This is a genomic window from Nocardioides sp. Soil805 (assembly GCF_001429625.1).
In the GTDB taxonomy this organism is placed as follows: Bacteria; Actinomycetota; Actinomycetes; order Propionibacteriales; family Nocardioidaceae; genus Nocardioides.
The window spans coordinates 1777992-1799652 of sequence record NZ_LMSU01000001.1; the positions used below are offsets into that span (position 1 = coordinate 1777992).

The window sequence follows — 21661 nt, forward strand, 5'->3', positions numbered from 1 at the left end:
GCCCCTTCGAGTCTTTGAGGGTGAAATGCTTCGGAGCATCACAGTGCGCCGCGCCTCGGTCTAAGGTGCTCGGTGAAAGCAACGTGCGAAGACGGGGTGAATCTAGGCATGGGTCTCGGGCAGCGAGAGATGTTCGCGACCGTTGAGCGGGCGTTAGTGGACTCCGGGGCCGACGTCTGGATTACCGACTCCGACGCGCTGCCTCCGGTGCTGGCAAACCACCCGCGATGTGGACTCATTGCTATCGACGCCGCCGGCCATTTCACAGATTCTGAGGCGACGGTTGCGTTGAACCGCAAGGTGGCGACCCTGCGCTCTTCCGTGCCGGAGGTGGCGCGCACACCGGTAGTGCGGCACCTTGTGGACACTGCGCACCTCGCGGACCTAACCGATGGATCGTGGTTGGACGACCTGCCGGATCGCGTTCACCAGCCAGAGGCCACCCGGGCTCTGGCAACCTACTTCGGCCCCAGGGTCACGATCGAAGTACCCGTCCGGGCACCGATGCGAGACGCCGGGGCGTCAGACCGCGCAGCACATCGAATCCGTCTCGACGCCCAACAGGCCGAAGCTGCCCTTCGGGACGTCGACGGCATGCTCGCGATCACGGGTCCGCCAGGGAGTGGCAAGACTCTCGTGCTGTGTGCACGCGCCAACCGGCTGGCCGAGCAGCACCCTGACTGGGACATCCGTGTGCTCTGCTACAACCGGATGCTGGCTCCCTACCTCAAGAAACTCACCTCGGCGCATCCGAATATCCGCGTCAACACCGTCGGCAACTTCTCAGCATCGCTGGGCGTGCGAATGTCGCTCAATGACCCGGACCGTGCGTGGCGGGACCTTGACGCGGCCGTGCGGAGGGGTCTTGTCCCGGCAATCGACGCCGTGCTCATCGACGAATGGCAGGACTTCTACCCAGCCTGGACCGCTTTGGCCGAGCGTGTCCTGCGACCGGGGCGAGGTGGGATCGTTGTGGCAGGTGACCCCAAACAAGCGCTTTACCACGACCTCGGCATGGACAAGCCGGTCTCGATTCCTCTGAAGACCCTCACCCTGACGCGGCCCTATCGGTCAACCCGGCAGATCCTCGATGTCACCTCAGCGCTGGGCAAGCAACTCGACGTTGAGGGCCGCGATCACGCCTTCGAGGGCGAGCCGGTCGACCTCGTGTGGGCGACCACCAGTGCCGACCAGGCAGCCTCAGTCGCCCGTGACGTAGTGCTGCTCCTCCAGAGCGGCGCTCGGGTGCCGCAAGACATCGGGGTCTTGGTGACCCGCAAGTGGGCCATGGGTGGTGTCGCCCGTGCGCTCGATGAGGCTGACGTGCCATGCCACGTGGTGTATCCCAGCCAAGCCGAAGACCTCGATCTGGCGGAACCCAAGGTGAAGATCCTCACCGTGCACTCCGCCAAAGGGCTTGAGTTCGATGTTGTCTTCCTCGTTGGACTCGAGCAGCTCCCCGACCCCGACGGCACCAACGACGTCGACCGGCAGGGACGCACCGCATACGTCGGCGCCACTCGCGCCCGGGACCAACTCGTGCTCAGCTACTCCAAGGACAACGCCTACCTCGAGCGCATTCGGGCCCTGCCCGAAGCCACCCTGCGCCGCTGGGTTTGGCCCGACGACTATCCGGAGGCGTAGCAAGTGGCTGACCTGAGGGTGAAGGACGAGTGGGTCGGGCCCGGTGAGAAAAAGACCGCCGAGCATCTGCGCGACACCCTGCCTGACGACTGGGTGATCTTCGCCGGACGCAAGCTCGCGGGCGAGAACCGCGACGACGTTGACCTCATCGTCGTAGGTCACGGCAAGATCTTCGTGTTGGACGAAAAGTCCTGGGGACCTCGGCTCGTGGTGGACGACAGCTATTGGTATGTCAACGGCCGGGCGAGGCAGAACCCGATCGGTCGCGTGGGTCAACTCTCGCGCAAGCTGGCGACCAAGCTGAAAGACCACGCGAAGGGCTACAAGCAGGTCCCCGGCAAGCGGGTCGTGCCCGGGATCGTGCTCAGCCACGACAACCTCCAGATCCTGAGTGGCCTCAACCACGACGTCAGCGAGCACGTCTGGCAGCTGTCGGCGGCTGAGGCGGAAATGCTGAAGATGGACAAGGCCGAAACGCCGCTCGGTCACGCTCGCAAAGCCGTCATCGCCTACCTCGATGACCTTCCAGCGGGCGGCAAGATCCAGATGCTCGGTGACTACCGAGTGGACAGCCGGATGGCCGTTCCTGGGAAGGAGCAGGCCTACGAGGCTGTCGATTCTTCCGACCGTCCCGTCGTGCTCAAGTGCTATCCAGTAGCCGCGCTGGAGGAGCTCGGTGACCCAGCCGAGTTTCTGCGACGCGAAACCAAGGCGCTCAACAAGCTCGCCGAATCCGGCCGAGCTTGGCAAGCACTTCCGTTCTTCCGCGACGAGGCCTACGGCCTCTTCGTGGTTCCGGTCGTCAGGCCTCCCAACGCCCGGAGCCTGGCCAAGAGTCTGAAGGACCTTGACCCGGAGCGCCCTGGCGGTCGCCTGCCCGACGACATCGCACGCAACCTGGTAGTTGACGCCTACACCGCGCTCGCCGAAGTCCACGCCGAGGGACTCGTCCACCGCGCCCTGGATCCCGGTCGGATCTGGCTGGGGCGCGCGCTGAGGGTCATGTTCAGCGACTTCCACCTGGCTCGCATCGACAACGCGCAGACGATCGTTGCGTGGGAACCCGACGAAGACAGCAGCAATGACTACCGGGCTCCGGAGTGCGCGGTGAGCCTGGCTACGGCGACACCCAGGTCGGACGTGTTCAGCCTTTCGATGTGTCTCATCGAGTGGCTGCTGGGGGAGCCTGCTCCCGAGCTAACGATCGAGCAGATGCAAGCGAAGTTGCTTGATTCCTGCCCTTGGGCGGCACCGATGGCAGCTGCGCTGGGGGATGCCGGATCACGGCCCAGTGCCGAGGAGTTGGCGCTCTGTCTCACACCGAAACCCAAGTCTCTGACGGAGGCCCACAGCACGGCAACCAACGAGTTCACCCCGGGTGGCGTGGTGGGTGGCCGCTATCGCATTGAAGAAAAGTTGGGCGAGGGCGGCTTTGCCGTCACGTGGAAGGTCTTCGACACGTGGCCCGGGCACCACAAGGTGCTCAAGCAGTTCAAGGTGGCGATGCCTGAGACGCTCCGCGAGGAGTATCAGGCGGCCAACCAGCTCAACCATGATTGCTGTGGTCGCGTCTACGACATCCAGATTGACAAGACCCCGCCTTACCTGGTCCAGGAGTACGTGGAGGGCCAGAGTCTCGACGTGGTGGGGATCGACCGCTCGCTGAAGGAGCTTCGTCAGATCGCCGAGCACGTCCTCACGGCCCTTACCTACATCCACGGCAAGGACCTTCTGCATGGCGATGTCACGCCGGCCAACATTGTGGCCGCCAACGACGGCAGCGGTATTGCCAAGCTCATTGACTTCGGACTCGCGACACCACATGGAGAACGACCGCAGGGCTGGACCCCCAAGTTCGCCGCACCCGAGGTGCTTGATGGGAAGCCGGCCAAACCCTCAAGCGACCTCTTCGGCTTCGCCGCGAGTCTCGCCTTCGCCATGCTCGGGCGACCCATCACCCGAGTCACAGACGGCCGGGTCCAGATCGTCCCACTCACTCCAGACGACTGCCAGGTGTGGGGAGACGAAGGCGAGGCCTTCCTCCAGGCCCTGCTCAAAGGTGTTGAGCTCAACCCAACTGACCGACCCGCGACCGCTGCGGAATTCTTAAACTTGGTGCGTGCCGCTCGTCCTGTGCCTCCGCTCGCTCCACCCGTCACTTCGGGTCCTTCAATCGAACTCACGGAAGTCCACAACGAGGCCGTGACATCGATCCGGCGTCTCTATCGGGGGAGCGTCGCCGGCAACGGCGGTAACCGCGGGCTGGACGATCAGTTCGCTATGGACACCTACGTGCCTACAGCGCTCGACACTCAGCTCCTTCCCCGGGTGCTGGCCGGCGAGCTTGACGTCGTCCTCCTGAGCGGCAACCCCGGCGACGGAAAGACCGCGGTCCTCGTCAAGCTTGGCGAGCAGCTACGCACTGCTGGCGCCACCATTGAGGACGAGGACGAAGCGGGCTGGAGAATGCGGCTCGGCGACCGGCTCTTCACGGCCGTCTACGACGCCAGCGAGTCGCACGGCGACCTCAGCTCCGACCAATTGGTGAGCGCAGCACTCGACGCGGTGATTGAAAGTGGTCAGGGCACAGCTCTGATCGCCGTCAACGACGGCCGGCTCCTGCAGTTCTTCGATGACCATGGCGGCGAGTACGAGGCCTGGGGTTTCGATGTCAAGGACCAAGTCAACGGCAAGGAGACGCCGGGGTCGCGGCTGGCGGTTGTCGACCTCAAGCGTCGCTCACTCGCCAGTGAAGACGGCCACGATGGGCCCGCCCTCAACGCACTCGCGAGCATGGTCAATCACGCTCGCTGGGACGACTGCAGCGGCTGCGTGGCCCAGTACGACTGCCCCATCCTGGCCAACCGAGACACTCTGAGCGATCAGGGTGCCCCGGTCTTCGATGAGCTCGTCCGCATCAGCCACCTCAGGCGTCGCCGGCGAGCCACGTTCCGAGACGTCCGCTCCGCAATCGCATGGCTGATCACTGGCGATCGGTCGTGCGACGACATTCACCAGTGGCGCTCGTCCAACCTCAGCGCCATGCAGCTCGAAAGGGCGTTGATCTCGGAGCTGGCTTTTTCCACCGAATCGAGCGACTACCTCGTGGCCGAGTGGTCAGAGCTGGACCCGGCTCAGGTGGCCGCCCCCGCAGTCGACCGCCTCTTCCGCACTCAGGGCGCCGCCTCGCAAGACCCGGTCTACAACGGCGTCGACTCTGTCGCTCGCGGCCTCTACTTCGAGTTGGTCAGCGATGAGGCTGAGCAAACCGATCGCACCAGCGTCATGAGCTATCGGTATCTCGACGAGTTCACATCCATGCTGAGGAACGACGATCCAGAGCACACCCGGGCGCGTTTGCTTCTCGGCATGAGCCGCCTGGTGGGAGCGTTTGGCTACACCGACGACGGGTTGGCCATGAGCAGCGGCATGCCTCACGCGGCGTGGGCGATCCTGCACACGGTGCCCGCTGCCGAGTTCACGGTCTCGATCGACGACGCCCGATCGCCGTACGTCGAAACGATTGCCGATCAGCTCACCCTCACCCATGTGTCAAACCCAAGCATCACTCTGAGCCTCGACACCGCTGAGATCATCCTGCGCGCGGCGGACGGCGAGCTCGTGAACGACCTCGCGACCGACGCAATCCTTGAGGAGATCGAAGCTTTCGTGAGTCAGCTAGCGCGCCGCCCCTCGATGGAGGCCCGGATCGTCGACTCGTCCGGCTCAGTCGCCGTCGCACGCATCGATGGCACGCAGATCGTCTTGGAGGACGCATGAACTTCTCGATCCCAAAGTCAATGAAGGACCTGAACTCTCTGCAGACCGAGGTCGTGCTCCCGGTTGAGCTTAACGACCTCGATGTCGACCGCATGCTCACCCGCATCCTCGAAATGGCGGTGAAGCGGGGCCGAACGGCTGGTTCGAAGACGGACACGAGGGCGTACACGAACTACCTCGACACGTTGCTCGGACATTCCGGACTCATCGGCTTTGAGGGAGACCGCGGGCGTGACGTGCTCGACGGCTGGGTCCGATCGTCGATTCTCGTGGAAGAACGAGCGGGCCTCAAGCGCGACAGGGTGGTGATGGGTTACCTGCGTCCGCTAACAATTGCGAGCTACCGCAGCGGCCTACCCAAGAACAGTTCACGCAACCGTAAAGCCGACGACCTTCTTTACCGGTCCGTCTCGCGTGTGGTTGAAAGCCGCGGCTCGAGCAATCCGACCAAGGAGATCGACGAGCTCTTCAGCGCGACGTTCGGCTCTGGCGTTGACGTAGGAGTAGCGCCATGGGCCGATCCTCGCTACGACGAGGCCGAGACGGTCGATATCGACACTCTGCTTGCCCTGCGTTTTCTGGAAGGCTTCACGGCCAGTCAGAACAACGGAAGGGAGCGTGCCAAGGCTGATCCCCCGGTGCCGATGGCAGTAGACCCGCTCGGTCGCGATGTAGTCGCGCTGCTGGAACTTTACGGTCCGAAAATGACCGTGGGTGAGGCCTACGCCCACCTGAGCGCCCTCATCTCACTCCGCCTTCTGCAGTTGCCCCTCATCAGCGCCCGCACGGTGCGAGCTCTATTGGACAACGAACCACCCCCTGCTGATGGCAATCCCTGCGAGATGTACGTCGACTTCGTTCGGCGTAAGGGCGGCGGGTCCGACGAGCTGACCGCGCAGTGCGTGTTGCGTGATCTCGAGATCATGCGGAATCTCTTTCGCGACCGCTTGCTGATCCGCTCGCTCGGTGACGCCGCAGGTTCGATGGAGACTGCACCCGCTTTCGACGGAACGGCCGAGGAGAACCTCCAAGCCATCGTGGACCTCAAGGACAACCCTGAGATCGCCACGATCCTGCGCATCAAGCTCAAGCAGATCGAGGACGAGCTAGAAGACGGAAGCGACGAGCAGCTTTTCGTCCGCGAAGTCCGTCTCAGCGAGGGCCTCACTGGCACGGAGAAGTTCATCCAGGTGCTCGTCGAGGGCCTGCGCAAACGCGGCCTTGAGAATCAGGTCAAGTGGTTCTGGAGCACGGGGGGAATCACCAAGTCCTACGGTCTTCTTTCGGGGACCCTGCGCTACCGACCCTCTTGGCGCTACGCGCCATCCGACGAGGCTCTGACAACCTTGCTGTGCATCTGTTTCGTGGAGCCTGGCGGCGACAGAACGCTCAGCGAGCTCCCAATCCAGGAACTACTCAAACGTCTGCATCACCGCTTTGGCATCCTCATCGACCACCCACCGACTGACTTCGATTCCGCCAGCGCTCGAGCTGGAGCCGCCGAGAATCTCTCCGCGTTCACACAGCGGCTCAAACTTCTCGGTTGCTTCCGCGGTCTCTCCGACGACTTCAACGCTCAATTCGTGACTCGTCCCCGGGCGGCCGTGCGATGACTGTGACTACGAAGAACCTCCTCCACGACGTCCTTGTCGACCACTTGGCGAAAGTCATGGAGGGCGCCGAACCCGGGCACTGCGTCCGCATTGACGACGTAGCCCCGACTCTGGGTCCCACCCTCGTAGACGCCTTGCGACAACGCCTGCCGGGCGTCGCGGTCAATATCCTTCGGGCAGACCCTGCGGGCGACACCGAGATCCCCCCACAGAAGGCCATCGAACTGCGCAACCGGAAGCAGCAGGCGTGTCTCTTGCTTGTGCCCGCCGGTGAAGGGCACGCGGCCAGCTCCCTCGACAACTCGTTCAAGCGGATCCCGATGCTCGACCTGTTCTCCCAGGCTGACCTCAGTCTCGTCAGCGATCTCACCAATCAGGGGCTGCTCGAGGCAGTCCGACGTCTGCGTCGCAGCGTGGCACGAGCTGACCGCGAAGCCTGGGCAGAGTTCATGGCAGCGATCGTGGAAGATCCCACGGAACAGGCATTCGGCGAGAATCTCTGGAGAATTGGGCTCGTACCGGATCTCGGCCCCGAGCCCCTGTCACGTCTAGGGCTCAATGTGGCGGCGGCACATGCGATCAGCCGGCCGAGTCGGCCAGCGGCGACGATCGACGATCGGCTCTCGGCAGCGAACATGAAGATCGGGGCATGGCGAGTGCCCTTGCGGGACTTCCTCGACCAACGCGGCTCCCGCCTGTCGAACGCAAGACTGTGGGCGCATGACATCGCCACCACTCACCGCGACCTGTCCTTCGAGCACTGGCCGGCGGCCGACCGTCCGGAGAACGCCCTCGAAAAGCTCGAGGTCGACCCCTTCACCAACCCCGACGGAACACTGATCAAGGCATCGAAGTTGGATCTGGGCGCCGACGGTCAATTGATTCTCACGGTGCCCGAGGACGGCTCCGCTCCAGTCGTCGTCACGTGGAAGACCGACCCGACCAACGTCGCAGACGTTGCAAAGTGGCGCCTCGAGGTCGCGCGTCCCGCTGATCAGCGCAGAGAAGACGACGAACCACTGGTGAGCATGACGGCGCCTGGCACGCGTAAGCGCGCCACGGTCAAGGTCTCGATCACCGAGGATGACCTTGCCGAAGGAGCCCGCTTTGTTGTCGTGCTCACGGCCTTAGGGGCCAACGGCGAAGAGGTCGATCTCACCTCGGGCGAGCCAGCGGTCGCCGAGAGCGAGGAGTTCCAGATTGCCGTCGGCGACGCCCCCGAATCGAAGGCCCGGCGCACGGCGGCCCCCAGCCTTCCGGAGGCCGTGGTGCGGGCGGCGCTGGACGGACTCGATGACCTCACAGAGGACCTCGTGAGCTGGGACCTGGCCGGCCAAGTGTTTGGGCTGCGCCTTGGTAACCGACGGGCTGTCCAGGTGAGAGTCAACGAGCTCATCATCCGCTTGCAGCGGCAAGCAACCGCGGATCCTCTGCGTCCCACCTGCCACTCTGCCCAAGGCTCCTACGGAACCCCCCTCGAATGGGATGGCGCGGGCACTCTCGACGTCAACCTGCCGGCGGCCGTCAAGAAGGCACGGAGCGACTTCCTCAAGCAGCTTGCGGCCGGCGGGCCGCGCGACACGATCGAGTCAGCGCGCTGGACCGATGAGCTGCGTGAGGCTGCCAAGTCCTACGCGGCGTCGTTCCGGCGCGCCATCGACAGTGCCGAGGACGAGTCGCTGCGCGACCTCCTCCTGGTCGACACGCTCAGTCTGAGCGTGCAGCGGAGCAATCACTCGATCGACGCGGTGGTTCTCCTGCCGATCCATCCACTGCGAGTGATGTGGGTCGCGACGTTTGACGAACTTGTGCGCGGGTGGGCCGACGAACTCACTGACGTCACCCCACGCAGCGCTCGACCCTCGATGCTGAGTGCTGAGATGGTGGGGCAGGTCGTGCCCGCCAACCTTCCCTTCAGCGTGCTGCACCACAGCGGGAAGGAGGCGGTCTACGCCGAAGAGCTGACCTACGGGTCCGGTCTCTACATCGTCCCTGGACCCGTCGATAGTGATGCCGCTGCTGAGAGCATCTGCTCGGTCTTGGATCTCGATCGCGCCACGTCCACGATGCGCGCCTCATCCCGCCTCGTTGCCCAGCGAATCCGTGCCTACGAGCGCGCACACGACCCGGGCGCGGCGCTGCGGTTGCTCACGGTGAATCCAGGCTCGGGAGAACTGCTCGCAGGCGCACTTTCCTCGCTGTCTGGACCCGCCGAGCTCGACGACGAGGAATCGTCCGAAGTCCTCACCATGGGGCCTAGACGCAATGAAGTTATCGCCTATACCGATAGCTGGTCATATGTCAGCCCAGTGCCCAGGCTCCTAGAACTGCAGTCAGACCTGCGACATCGCGAAAGTGTCGCCTCCTCGACGCATCTGGCGCCTCCACTCTCGCTCAGCGTGCGCAATGCCGAGTCGCTCATGGAGGATTCCAGCGAAGCCCACCTGGCCCTCCTTCAGGACCCGGGTGTCGCCAGTCTGGGCCTTGGCACGAGCCCGGAGCGCAAGCCCTCCTTCCGCGACATGCTCGTGCCGCTGGTGACCACAAGTCGGGAGGAGAACGGCGACCTGGTGTGGGAAAGCGTCCCTTGCCTTGGTGGTGGATCTGGCGACTCCGAACTCGTCTCACTCCACCGTGCCCACCAGCGGGCGCTGGCTCGGCGTAGCGGAGGAAGCCCCGACTCGGTGCCCGCCGTCCACGTGACCCTCGACGGGGATGCCCAAGCGCGCATCCGGGCAGCTCACCAGCGTGCCGATTGGGTGATCGGAATCGACAAGTTCGTCGGAGTGAACCTATTTGAGTCCGGGCTGAGCGATCCGTTCATCCTCGACTACGCGCCGGACTTCGTGGAGGGCATCGGCGATCGGCTGACGGTGACGACGACACACCGCAGCGAGGTCGAGTTCCTACTCGCTGGCGCTATGTCGGAGCTCGGCCTCGACGAGGTCGAGAGCAGTGTGGGATCGGTGCTACAGACGCTCGCCGTGGTGTCGGGCCGGTTGGCACTTCGACTCCTCGAGAACACAACTCAAGCGCGGGAAGCCGTCTCGCTGGCCGCATTGGTAGGTCACCTGACAGCTCGTGGCGAGCTCGCAAACACCATCGTCGTGCCCGTCGACGCCCACCCAGAGATCTTCGGTCACGGAGCACACAACGAGGGGGTGGCCCGCCGATGTGACCTGCTACTGGTCCGGCTGGGTCAGAGGTCGTTCAAGATCGAGTGCGTCGAGGTCAAGTCGCGCAAGGAGGCCCACATCGCGCAGACCCTTGCCGACACCATCATCGAGCAGCTCCAGGTCACGAAGCAGGTGCTGGAGTCACGCTTCTTCTCCGACCCGCCGAGGATCGACGCGGAGCTTCAGATGGCGCGTCTGACCAGCTTGCTCCACTACTACGCCGACCGAGCTGCGACACACAAGTTGATCGACCCTACGAAGCTGAACGAGATTCACCGCTACATCGATCGCGTCGAAGAAAAGGGGGAGCGTGCCGAGATCTCGATGACGGGGTGGGTCATCAGCCTCGACGGCGCCCAAGGGTTCAAGAAACAGTACGGCGAGATCCCACTGCGTGTTCTCACCGCACAGGACCTCGGCCAGATCGGCCTGTCGACTCGTGCCCGGCTCGACCCACTGCCGGAGCCACTCAAGCCGACGACGCCGGGCACGCCGGTCACTGAGCCTGAGCCGCTGCCCTTACCGCCGGTGCTCGACCCCGAGGACCCGGAGGAGAGAGATCGGGCCGAGGAGAAGGAGCAGCCTGTGGCCGAGGAGGCCGAGGATAAGGTCGAGGAGGAAGCGCACCCGTCCGACGTGCACGACGCTGATGATCCGAGCTCGGCCTCAGAGGAGCCACCGACCGATTCGGTCAGTGAGCCCGCAACGCCCGCGCAAGTAGCGGCCCCGGACGACGACCCCGAGGAGTCCGCCGTGACCACCACCAAGGAGGTAGTCGTCACCCTGGGTAATGATCCAGGTGGATCTCCGGTGCATTGGCGGGTGAGCACCAAGGGAAGCCCGCATGCGTTCGTGATCGGCATCCCCGGTCAGGGCAAGTCGGTGACCACCCGAAAGGTCATTCGCGACTTCGAGCAGCAGGGGCTGCCGTCTCTGGTATTCGACTTCCATGGCGACATGGCGGCCGATCCGCCTGCCGGCGCGGTGGTACTCGATGCGGCACTCGGCCTGCCGTTCAGCCCGTTCGAGCCGGACGTCGCAAGCAATCGGCCAATCAACAGCACGGCATGGGAGATTGCCGAGATCATCGCCTACGTTGCGAAGCTCGGGGAGATCCAGCGCACTCACGTGTACGGCGCGCTGAAAAAGGTGTACGCGGACACCGGGTGGGTGGGCAGCACTCGAGGGGACCGCCTACCGACGATGCCCGAGTTCGCCACCGCCTTGGAAGAGGTCGAGAAGGGGGCGGCCGGCAAGAACGCTGCCGCGCGACTACTCACGTTCACCGACTTCGGACTGTTCCGCGAGGACGCCACGGGCAGCTTTGAGCTGCGTACTGATCCACCCCAGGGTTGGATCATCGACGTCAGTCATCTCATGGAGGAGGTGCAGCGGTTCGCCGCCTCGTTTATCTTGCGGCGCGTGTATCGAGAGATGTTCGCCTGGCCCCAAGACAGCACGATGAAGCTCGCCGTCGTGCTGGATGAGGCGCACCGCATGGCCCGCGACGTCACGCTGCCGAAGCTCATGAAGGAAGGGCGCAAGTACGGCGTCGGCGTAATCGTCGCAAGCCAGAGCGCTGACGACTTCCATAAGGATGTGCTTGGCAACGCTGGCACCAAAATCGTCTTCCGGACCAACTTCCCGGCCTCCAAGGAGGTGGCCAAGCTGCTGCGTGGTCGAAACGGTGTGGACCTCAGCCAGCACATCGAGAAGCTGGACGTCGGCGTTGCCTACGTCTCCACTCCTGATGCTGTTCAGGCGCAGAAGGTCTACATGGCGCGCGAGTAGACGGCAAGTGGACCGGCCTGCTCGGTTCTGCGGACGTTGTCGGTACCCGATGTCAGACTCGCTCCAGCATGAATATGGCGAACGTTGATAGCGACCTCTATCTCTGGCAGCAGGAGGCCTTAGCGGCTTGGCGTCAGCACGGCCGACTCGGTGTCGTCCAGGCGGTCACTGGGGCAGGGAAGACAAGGGTCGGTCTCGCAGCGGTCAAGGAGGCGTGGCGGCAACGCAGGCGCGTGGTCATCGTGGTTCCCACGCTGGAGCTCGTCGAGCAGTGGGCAGTGGCCGTGCGGGGAGTGGTCGATGGCTTCTATGTGGCCACCACGGTATCCCCGCGCCGCGATGACTGGAAAGTCCTGATCGGCACGGTTCACACCCTGGCCAAGGCGTATCCATGTGCACCTGATGAGTCGGCGCTACTTATCGCCGACGAATGCCACCGTTACGGCGCGAGCGAGTTCTCTCGTGCTTTGGACGATCGCTACGACTGGCGGCTCGGGCTCACGGCGACCTACGCGCGCGACGACGAGGGGGACGTGCTGCTGCGATCCTTCTTCAAGGACATCGTCTTCGAGCTCTGGTACGACCGCGCACTCGCCGAGGACGTGATCGCGCCCTTCCGAATTGCCCTAGTGAGTGTCCCGCTCAGTCCGGATGAGCGCACTGACTACGAGGAGCACTCCGAAGCGCTGTGGCACGCGCGCAAGCGCTTAGTCGGCGCGTTCGAGGTCCCGGCCGAGCCTGTCAGCACCTTTCTGCAGACCGTGGCGTCGATAGCCCGGACGGAAGGCCACCCGGGTGCCGGCACGGCTCGCCAGTACATGTCAGCCTTCAGTCGTCGACGTACCCTTTTGGCAAACACGCGAGCGAAGTATCAAGCGCTAGCAGTCATGAGCGACGTGGTGGGCAAGTCCGCAGGCACACTCGTGTTCACCCAGACGCAAGACTCCGCTGAACTGGCAGCACAGACGATCGCTGCCACCGGTCACCAGGCGACAGCTGTCTTCAGCGGTTTGGATAAGGACGAACGAGCACTCCGTATGGGGGCGTTCCGTGATGGCCACGTGAACATGCTCGCGGCACCGCGCATCCTCGACGAGGGCGTGGACGTGCCGGAGGCGGACCTGGGCGTGATTGTCGCCGCCAACCGAAGCCGTCGTCAGATGGTGCAGCGACTTGGCCGAGTGCTCCGGAAGAAGCACGATGGGCGGTCCGCGCGGTTCGTGGTTCTCTACGCGTCGCAGACGGTCGAGGATCCCACGATGATCGAGGACCCCTCCGGGTTCTATACCGACTGCCTCCCCCACGCCGAGGCACACCAAAGGTTCGACATCGCAACCGATGCGGATGCCCTTCTGCGGTTCCTCTGGGCACCCCGCCCGGAGGCAGCTCCGCAACGATCGGTGCCACCGGTCGAGGCGCCGGCGACCTTCCACCTGGACGAGACTGACGAGTCCGATGGCCCCGACCGGACTGTGTTCGAAGCGGGAGCAACGAACGGCGCGGAGAAGGACTACCTGAAACTGATCTCCCGGACCCCGCTGCTGTCTCCGCAGCAGGAGATCGCACTGGCGAAACAGATCGAGGCTGGTCTCCTCGCCAGAGAGCGCCTCGACCGCTCTCGATGGGACAGGAGGGCAAGTGACCTGCAACAGCTCACCATCGAAGGCGCCAGGGCAAAGGATCAGTTCCTGTGCGCGAACCTGCGCCTCGTCGTGAGTGTCGCCAAGGCGTACCGGGGTCGGGGGCTCGATTTTCTCGACCTCATTCAAGAAGGCAATCTTGGCCTCATCCGCGCAGTGGAGAAGTTCGACTTCAAGGTGGGCGGCAAGTTCTCGACCTACGCGATCTGGTGGATCCGGCAATCCATCACCCGAGCGCTTGCGGACTCGTCCCGCACCATCCGCTACCCCGTGCACGTCGTCGAGAAGATCAACCCGATGCGCCAGGTGGACCGAAGGGCACTTTCGCAAGGTCTTCCGCTCCCAACGATCAACCAACTTGCACAGGAACTCTCGGTGCCAGCCGGGCAAGTGGAAAAGTACCTTCGCCTCCCCCAGGCTCTTGCTGTGCTGGACGAGCTTGTCGAGCTCGAAGCGGAAGGTTGGTCACTGACGCAGCTCAGCTACACGTTCGAGGACGCCGTTCTGGATGCTGCTGAGAGCGAAGTCGAGCTCATTCGTTTGGCGTCACAACTTGACGACCGCGAGTGGTACGTCATTGCCTGTCGAGCTGGCTATCCCAACCACGAGCCCATGACGCTCGACGAGATCGGCGCCACCCTCGGCGTCACACGGGAGCGGATTCGCCAGATCGAGACCAAGGCAAAACAACGGCTGGTTGGAGAACTTCCGCGCCATGAGGCATGGGCCGTCGTCGGTCAAAAGAGGGAGTCAAGATCCGAACAGTTGGCGAAATCGACCTACGCGACACGGCGCCGACCTGGCGAGGTGCCTTCGCACCCAGTGGAACGCGATGTCGCTCCGCCCGTCGCTGAGGTCGACCGCATCCGCCGCGAGGCAGCGCGACTTCTCGCCAGCTGGGATGCCCCGGCGAGAAGCTAGCTCCCTGCTTCTGGTTCGACAGGCCCCAAGTCTGAGTGGTCGCGCGGTTGAGGACGCGATCACCACCTCTTGGCCGTCAAGGAGCATGGCGTGGCTGCGATACCGCGGAGTGGAACTCCCAGTTCTTTCGCGGGTGGCTCCGGTCCTTCGATCGCGGCCCGGGGGCCAACCCATGTCATATTCAGTGGCGGAGCACTTGAGGCACACTCGGACACATGGCCGACTGGCGCTTGCTTATCGATTCTCTGGACACTGCCGGCGACTCAGTGCGGTACACCTGGGACGAGCTGGAAACCTTGGTGGGCGGACTACCAGCGTCGGCGACGAATCACCGGGCGTGGTGGTCCGGAGACCGGCCGCACGTCAATACGTGGCGCTCGGCTGGGTTCACCGTGACCGATCTCGTCCCAGGACGCGAGGTCAGGTTCACTCGTGTGGGCATTCCGAAGACCGGCACCCCGACGACTACCGGTGAAGCCGCCGTTGCGGACGCCCCTGCTGCTCCTGATGGCCAACCGCCCACCCTCCTCCTCGTCGCGTGCGTGAAGGAAAAGCTCCCTGCCCCGGCAGCGGCCCGGGACCTGTACGTGTCGCCGCTGTTCAAGAAGGAGCGCGAGTACGCGGAACGGGTGGGCCTCCCTTGGTTCATCCTCTCGGCCGAGCATGGTCTCGTCGTTCCAGACGAGTGGCTCTCGCCGTACGAGCGATACCTGCCCGAGACGCCACCGTCCTTCCGCCGCGCCTGGGGCACTTGGGTGGTCGAGCGGCTCGAGCTGCTCAGCGGCAGCCTCGCCGGAAGGACCATCGAGGTGCACGCTGGGGCCACGTATGTCGACGTCCTTGGTGGCCCGTTCGCTTCCAAGGGGGCATCTGTCTATGCGCCGCTCGCGGGCCTCAGGATGGGGCAGCGTTTGGCCTGGTACGACGCCCAGGCTGGCCTCTCTCACGCGCGGAACCAGCCCGACGACGTACACGCAGCAGCCAACGATTTCTGCAAGCGCCTCGCCGACGACAGCGCAGCCGTCGACCCCGGCGAGTTCATCGCGCACGGCCCATCAAGTCTGACGGTTCCGGGGCTCTACAGCTGGTGGGTCGACCTCGAGGGGGCTGTCGATTTGTCAGCAGGCTTGGGGTTGCCCCTCGAACCCGGACTTATCTACGCCGGCCTCGCGGGCGCGACCCGGTGGCCGAGCGGCCGACCGTCCTCCAACACCCTGTGGTCACGGATTACGGGGATGCACCTGGGCGGCAGACACGAGTTCTCGACCTTCAGACGCACCCTCGGTTGCATCCTGGCCAACGCGCGTCATGAGCCGCAGATCGACGAAGTCCGACTGACGGCCTGGATGTACGACCACCTCAAGGTGGTCGCAGTTCCGTACGAGGAGCCCGACACCCTCGGCAAGCTCGAAGGCGACGTGCTGAACCGCATCGACCCTCCCCTGAACCTTCAAGGCATGGCCTCCACGGCGACCAGGCGACGACTCAAAGAACTGAGGCGACCGCATGCGCGTGGGAGGGTGCGGTCGGGTACGAGAGGTGCCGATCAAAGGCCCGGAGGATAGGACGAACCCCGCCGCGTCCTAGCAAGACGCAGCTGCGGTTGTCGCACGATCGGCGCGGAGATCACGTCAGTCCCGGAGCGGCAAGCCGTTGCGAACGGCCTTGGCTTGCCGCGATTGCGAGTAGCTCATCCAGGTTGCGACATCAAGCAGCCGGAGCGTGCTCGGTTGCGCTGCCCCGTGGTCGAGGGCCGGTTGAGCGAGTTCGTCTATCTGAGCGCGAAAGTCTGGTGTGAGTGCCTCTCGCAGCGCCTGCCATCCGTCTAGACCGTCGAGGCTCAGGTGCCGCATGATCACTGAGTCGAGGATGGGCATCAGATGCGGACGCTTGCGGGCGAGCAGCTTGCTTGCCCTGGTAGTGCTGACGCCGGGAATGGAGACCAGTTGAATCCACAGTTGCCACGCATGCGAATCCCGGTCGAGGTGTTCGGCCGACACATCCCAGAGGGCTCCGGCCGGTGGGATTCTGGCGAGGAGGGAGTTGCACCTGTCGCGTTCGAGTAGTTCCACGACGACGTGTGGTCCGAAGCGCACGTCGAGCAGTGAGGCGGCCGCAAGGTCTCCCACTGTGAAGGCGTCGACATCGTTCCCAGGTAGCTCGTCGAAGTAGCGTCCGGCGAAGAGAACACGTGCATTTGGATAGTCCTGAGGGACGGGGTTGTAGTACGCGTCAACCAATCGGTACGCGTCTCCCTGGACCACTTGCTCGATCGCGGTCTGCACTTCGGCGAGGTCGTTCGGCGAGCATTTCCTCATCTGTCGGCCCACAGGTGGAGTACTACGTCGCTGTGCTTCGCCATGGCTCGACGCTAGACGACTGCTCCGCAAGAAGGCGGGCGCACACGGCGCGCCTGGCCGGCCCCGCCATCACCTGTCCAAGAAACGTGCGTAGTGGCCTTGATAGACCACGCCGATGCTGCGCACGGGACCCCAGCGGTTCCGCAGCAAGTGAAGGTCGGCCTCTCTCGGCCGAAGGGAGACATGGTCCAGGAGGTCCGGACGTTCGATGCCGATGATGACGTCCGCGACGCGCGCCCACGCGGGGTCCACCCCATCGGCTGATAAGACGAGGCTGCGGGGAAGAGTGAGCACGAGCAGGACACCGGAGGCAGCGAGGGACGCGACCCTCGACGTGAACAGTCCGCCGGCCAGGTCGGCGTCGTCCACAACGAGCGCCCCTGGTGTCGCGACTCCGTCCATGTTGGTGTCGACGATGGAGATCCCACCCGGATCGATGATCTGGAGCGGCGCCGCGGCCAGGGTCTGCTTGGCATGGCTGGGGACTGCTGCACGGATCGGTGACATCTGAATCTGCGTCGATGTGTCGGCGCTGGAAGGATGTGCACCATGCCGAAGGCGTTCCCTAAGGAGTTCCGCGAGGACGTGATCCGGGTCTACAAAGACTCGGATGCCTCGATGGCCCAGGTCGCGAAGGACTTCTGCATCTCGCCGTCGTGTCTGAAGCGGTGGCTGTCGATCGACGAGCGGAACTCGTCACGATCATCAGATCGTGCCGCCCCTGCGAGTGAGTCCGATGCGCTGCGTGAGGCAAACAAGCGGATCAAGCTCCTCGAGCAGGAGAACGAGGTCCTGCGTCGCGCGGCCGCCTATCTGTCGCAGGCCAACCTGCCGGGAAAATGATGTACCCGCTCGTCCGTGAGCTGGCCGCCAAGGACGCCCCGCTGCGGGTGCCTGTTGCGGTGACGTGCCGGGTGCTCAACATCGCCCGCCAGCCCTACTACCGCTGGCTGAAGTGCCCGGTCACCGACACCGAACTGAGTGAGGCGTACCGCGCCAACGCCCTGTTCGACGCCCACAAGGACGACCCCGAGTTCGGCTACCGGTTCCTGGTCGATGAGGCGAAGGAGGCTGGTGAGCCGATGGCCGAGCGGACAGCCTGGAGGATCTGCTCCGAGCTGGGTTGGTGGTCCTCACACGGCAAGAAGCGCGGCAGCAACGGCAAGAAGCCAGGCCCGCCCGTCCACGACGACCTGTGCACCATGACCGACAAGCACGGCGTCACCCGGCACGAGTTCAAGGCCGAGGGCCCGAACGAGCTCTGGCTCAGCGACATCACCGAACACTGGACCGGCGAAGGCAAGCTCTATGTCTGCGCGATCAAGGACGCCTACTCCAACCGGATCGTCGGCTACTCCATCGACTCACGGATGAAGTCGTCGCTGGCGGTCGCGGCGCTGAACAACGCCGCCGCCCGCCGCCGCATCGAAGGCGGTGATGTGGCCGGCTGTGTGGTCCACACCGACCGCGGGTCCCAGTTCCGAAGCAGGAAGTTCGTCCACGCGATCAACCGTCACTCGATGGTCGGCTCAATGGGACGCGTCGGTGCAGCCGGAGACAACGCAGCCATGGAGTCGTTCTTCGCACTGCTGCAGAAGAACGTCCTCAACCGACGGACGTGGGCGAGCCGCGAGGAACTGCGGATCGCAATCGTGACCTGGATCGAGAGGACCTACCACCGACGCCGTCGACAGGCCGCTCTCGGACGATTGACCCCCGTCGAGTACGAACTGATCATGAAGCCAGCCGCGACCCAGGCGGCCTAACCGAAACTGTCACCCGATCGTGCAGCAGTCCCCTGAGCTTGTGATCGTCCTGGGCGGACATGCGTCCATTCCAGAGGCGTAGCTCCGGCACCTTCGCCGCGCTCGCGACCAGACGAGCGGCGACCTTGTGGGTTGGGTCTCGCTTGCTGACCAGGTGCGTGTGGAAGCCGTGGTCGCTCGCCAACAGTAGAGCCCACTGAGCCGCGAGTGTGCTCCTGCCTTGACCCGGCGTCCCGGCCACCATCCAAACCTGCCCCGGCTCGAACCCACCCGTCACGTCGTCGAGCTCCGCGAAGCCAGTCGTCCGCGTCGCTGCTCTTTCCTCACGCCAGGCTTCGAGCTGCTCGAGGGCGTCCAGCGGGGTGATCACCCCGTGATCCTGACGGAGGGGTCCGACAGGTCCGGAGGCGCGACGGGGCCGGTAGCCGCTGGTGAATCCCCCCTTCGCGAAGTTGACGGGGAGTGGAGCGCGCGGTCATTACTCGTCGTCGGCCCAGGGGTCGTCGTACGTCACGGGCGGGACGGATTTCGGACTCAAGGCAGGTACCGATGGATACCCCAGCGGTATGGGCGCGGGGAAGGTTTCCGCGACGGGATTAGGGACGCGAGACCACGGGAACCCTTCCGGCACCTGCAGCGCGGTGGTGACGTCGAGGTAGGTAGCGATGCGACGCCCTCCTGCGCGTGAATCGATGAGCCACCCGATCGTGAGGGCATCGAGGTCGGTGCCGATCGGCTTGTCCAGCAGGGAGACAGTCTTGCGGAGGATCGCGCGCGCCTCTCGGGCGCTGCAGTCGGGCTGAGCTACCAGCACGTGGTGAATCTTCAGTTTGTGGAGTGCGCGGCCCGAGCCGTCGACGGCACAGGCCGCTTTGATCAGGTCGTAGCAGGTCTTCTCACCGGCAGTGATGTCGGCGAACCAGCGCTGTCGGAGTTGACGGGCTTCGCGGGCGGCGGAGGTTCCGCGGGGCAGGATGGCGTCGGGATTGTGCATGAAGACTCCAGGGGGATCGGGGCTTTGCCTTCACCATGCGCCAAGGGCGTAACGACAGCGTCCGTCCGACGCATCGGCTACCTGCCCGACCTGGGTCCGGCGCATCCGGGGCACCGGGGGCTGCGACATCCGATGCGGACATGCACCGCTGTGGACGCTTGTCCCCAACGATTGTCCCCCGGTCCCCCCGTGTTCGCCGAGGGTGCCGACTTGTTCCAATTCCGAGCAGCAGCGAGAGGGGTCTTCGTGACGACACGGGCTGCTGAGTGGTGACGAGTCGAGGCGTGGAGTTGTCGGGTCGTCTTCGTCTCGCAGGTCCCGTAGAACGCAGTGGTGCTCAGGAGTGGTGGTGGGCTACTTGGCTACGCATAGAGAACGAGACGAGCACCTTCAGCCGAGCGGAGCGAGGCCTCTTAGGTATGGCATCTCGGTGAAGGCATGGCCACGTTCGGTCGTGCCTTGGCGCATGGTGAATGTGCATGAGCACGTCGATGCCACCCCTTGACCCGTTTGCTGACACTGCACCCATGGCCGTGTTCACGAGCCGCTGCACCAACGGCGGCCTGTCGGCCGTGAGTCGTGAAGACCCGATGTATGAGACGCGGTGGCACGGGCGCTCGACCGCGAAGTGGTTGTTCCGCGAAGAGGCCGATGCCGAACACGAACGGTCCAGAACGGCGTACCCGCCCGGCACGATCCGAGACAAGGACCAGGCACGCGGACTGGTCGCTGATCACCCGGCGATCGCGGCCGCGACGATCGGAGCTCTCGCGGTCCACGCAACTCTCAGCGTCGAACAGGTCGCCGCCTTTGTCGGGATCGAGGCAGACGATCTCATCGCGAGCGGCGTGCTCCAAGCCCTGTGGAGCATGGGCGCGGTGGCGTTCGGCCACGTCACCAACGTCTGGGACCGCTCCTGGGCGCGAACGCTGTGGACCATCAATGACAAGTCAGTCATCGCGACTCACGTCCTTCCCCTGCTCTCCGGCGCGGAGGCACTGGCCATGAACGCAGGCCAAGCCATCCACCTCAGTCAGGGCCACCACCGCCACGCACTGCTCGCCGCCGAACTCGCGCTGCGCATCGCCGAGTTCACGCCGGTCGGCACGGTGCTCGGCGAGCGCCTGACGGAACTGAAGAGCCTGTTCGGCACTCACACGACACGTCGTGGGGACCTCACGGCCGTACGCGAGGACGGACTGAGAATCGTGCTCGAGGTCGTCGCTCATGACAACCAGGAGTTCGGCCAGAAGGCGGACTTCTGGGCCGAACAGCTCGCAACGCCGCGGCGTGGGTATGGCATGACGATGGTGGTCTTCGTCGTCGCGGCCGACCCCAAGAGCAGCGCCTCGCGTGCTCGAGGGCTGGGGGGCCGCGTGTCGGCAGCCATCGTGAAGGCGCGCGCGAAGCACGGCGCCACCTGGCGAGGTCACGATCGGATGGGACTGGTGTCGTGGGAGGACTGGTTCCCCGCCGCTGGCGAGATGTCCCCGGCGTTCTCGTCACTCACCGTCCGCTTCCCGGAGTCGAGGCTGACTCACGCCTCGGTTCTCGATGCCGCAATCGTTCCCTGCGCCCACCCCGGTGACCGCGAGTACGTCGCCGTCATCGAGAACACCTCGCTGTTGGCTCAGACCCCCGCATGGCTGCGGTCACACGCCCGTGCCCAGGTGGTCCTGCATCGGATGGGGCTGCCACGCCTCAGTGACGTGCCGAGTCCACCGCTGGCCAAGCCCAAGCGGCCACGCTCAACCAGCAAGGGATGCGGAGCCGCCGGACAAGCGAAGCTGCCGCCACGACTACTTGGCCCCCCGGGAGAACACGTCGACGCTCGTGCCACCATCGCACTCCAGCCACCGGCGCCACCCCCGCCATCCCAGTCGCCGCCGTCGACACCCACGGTGGTTCGCCGGCGACAGCCCCGACGGCCAACTGCGGCGACGCAGGAACCCGTGTCGCCCATCTAGGTAGAGGAA

At 64.6% G+C, this 21661-nt stretch carries 12 protein-coding genes; 8 read left to right on the forward strand and 4 right to left on the reverse strand.

Annotated elements, in window-relative coordinates:
* Window positions 1-108: 108 nt before the first annotated feature.
* From ASG94_RS08695 to ASG94_RS08720, 6 genes are all read left to right on the forward strand, one after another.
* Window positions 109-1644, forward strand: a complete 1536-nt coding sequence (locus ASG94_RS08695; RefSeq protein ID WP_056925872.1) for a 3'-5' exonuclease — start codon at window positions 109-111, stop codon at window positions 1642-1644.
* 3 nt (window positions 1645-1647) lie between these two features.
* Complete coding sequence (locus ASG94_RS08700) at window positions 1648-5424, forward strand: protein kinase domain-containing protein (RefSeq protein WP_056925873.1); 3777 nt, start codon at window positions 1648-1650, stop codon at window positions 5422-5424.
* Window positions 5421-7037, forward strand: coding sequence for a methylation-associated defense system protein MAD7 (mads7, locus tag ASG94_RS08705; protein ID WP_056925874.1), 1617 nt, complete (start codon window positions 5421-5423; stop codon window positions 7035-7037). Before ASG94_RS08700 ends, mads7 begins: the two co-directional genes overlap by 4 nt.
* Before the next feature lie 134 nt (window positions 7038-7171).
* Window positions 7172-12004 (forward strand): ATP-binding protein, encoded by a 4833-nt coding sequence (locus tag ASG94_RS08710; RefSeq protein ID WP_162260796.1) that lies wholly within the window; start codon window positions 7172-7174, stop codon window positions 12002-12004.
* A gap of 74 nt (window positions 12005-12078) precedes the next feature.
* On the forward strand, window positions 12079-14565 hold the full coding sequence (locus ASG94_RS08715) for a sigma-70 family RNA polymerase sigma factor (RefSeq protein WP_056925876.1): 2487 nt from the start codon (window positions 12079-12081) through the stop codon (window positions 14563-14565).
* Window positions 14566-14780: 215 nt separating this feature from the next.
* A complete protein-coding gene (locus tag ASG94_RS08720) occupies window positions 14781-16130 on the forward strand; it encodes a DUF6884 domain-containing protein (protein WP_056925877.1) in 1350 nt (449 codons plus the stop codon).
* Between the two features lie 66 nt (window positions 16131-16196).
* On the opposite strand, the gene ASG94_RS08725 is transcribed toward ASG94_RS08720, so the two are convergent.
* Both ASG94_RS08725 and ASG94_RS08730 read right to left on the reverse strand, forming a co-directional pair.
* Window positions 16197-16895: a DUF6308 family protein gene (locus tag ASG94_RS08725; protein WP_156411476.1), complete on the reverse strand. Its 699-nt coding sequence runs from the start codon at window positions 16893-16895 to the stop codon at window positions 16197-16199.
* A gap of 99 nt (window positions 16896-16994) precedes the next feature.
* Complete coding sequence (locus ASG94_RS08730) at window positions 16995-17432, reverse strand: hypothetical protein (protein WP_056925879.1); 438 nt, start codon at window positions 17430-17432, stop codon at window positions 16995-16997.
* 42 nt (window positions 17433-17474) lie between these two features.
* Here ASG94_RS08730 and ASG94_RS08740 point away from each other — a divergent pair.
* Window positions 17475-18691 (forward strand): IS3 family transposase gene (locus tag ASG94_RS08740; protein WP_156411477.1). Its coding sequence is split into 2 segments (ribosomal slippage): window positions 17475-17759 and window positions 17762-18691, totalling 1215 coding nucleotides; the frame shifts between segments, so codons are not numbered across the junction.
* Here the strand turns inward: ASG94_RS08740 and ASG94_RS08745 are convergent.
* Both ASG94_RS08745 and ASG94_RS08750 read right to left on the reverse strand, forming a co-directional pair.
* The gene (locus tag ASG94_RS08745; RefSeq protein WP_056925882.1) at window positions 18660-19061 is read right to left on the reverse strand and encodes a DnaB-like helicase C-terminal domain-containing protein; all 402 of its coding nucleotides are present in this window, start codon (window positions 19059-19061) and stop codon (window positions 18660-18662) included. The two genes, ASG94_RS08740 and ASG94_RS08745, sit on opposite strands and share 32 nt — an antisense overlap.
* Before the next feature lie 108 nt (window positions 19062-19169).
* Window positions 19170-19685 carry a hypothetical protein gene (locus tag ASG94_RS08750; protein WP_056925883.1) on the reverse strand — a complete coding sequence of 172 codons (516 nt, stop codon included), beginning with the start codon at window positions 19683-19685 and terminating at the stop codon, window positions 19170-19172.
* A 527-nt stretch (window positions 19686-20212) separates the two neighbouring features.
* Here ASG94_RS08750 and ASG94_RS08755 point away from each other — a divergent pair.
* Entirely contained in the window at window positions 20213-21652 is a 1440-nt protein-coding gene (locus tag ASG94_RS08755; protein ID WP_056925884.1) for a hypothetical protein, read from the forward strand.
* The last annotated feature ends 9 nt before the right edge of the window (window positions 21653-21661 follow it).

What these genes read in the sequence shown, in the direction of transcription:
- mads7 (WP_056925874.1), top strand. Translation starts at nt 5,421, where the DNA reads ATGAACTTCTCGATCCCAAAGTCAATGAAGGACCTGAACTCTCTGCAG.
- ASG94_RS08695 (WP_056925872.1), top strand. Translation starts at nt 109, where the DNA reads ATGGGTCTCGGGCAGCGAGAGATGTTCGCGACCGTTGAGCGGGCGTTA.
- ASG94_RS08720 (WP_056925877.1), top strand. Translation starts at nt 14,781, where the DNA reads ATGGCCGACTGGCGCTTGCTTATCGATTCTCTGGACACTGCCGGCGAC.
- ASG94_RS08730 (WP_056925879.1), bottom strand. Translation starts at nt 17,432, where the DNA reads ATGTCACCGATCCGTGCAGCAGTCCCCAGCCATGCCAAGCAGACCCTG.
- ASG94_RS08755 (WP_056925884.1), top strand. Translation starts at nt 20,213, where the DNA reads ATGGCCGTGTTCACGAGCCGCTGCACCAACGGCGGCCTGTCGGCCGTG.
- ASG94_RS08715 (WP_056925876.1), top strand. Translation starts at nt 12,079, where the DNA reads ATGGCGAACGTTGATAGCGACCTCTATCTCTGGCAGCAGGAGGCCTTA.
- ASG94_RS08750 (WP_056925883.1), bottom strand. Translation starts at nt 19,685, where the DNA reads ATGCACAATCCCGACGCCATCCTGCCCCGCGGAACCTCCGCCGCCCGC.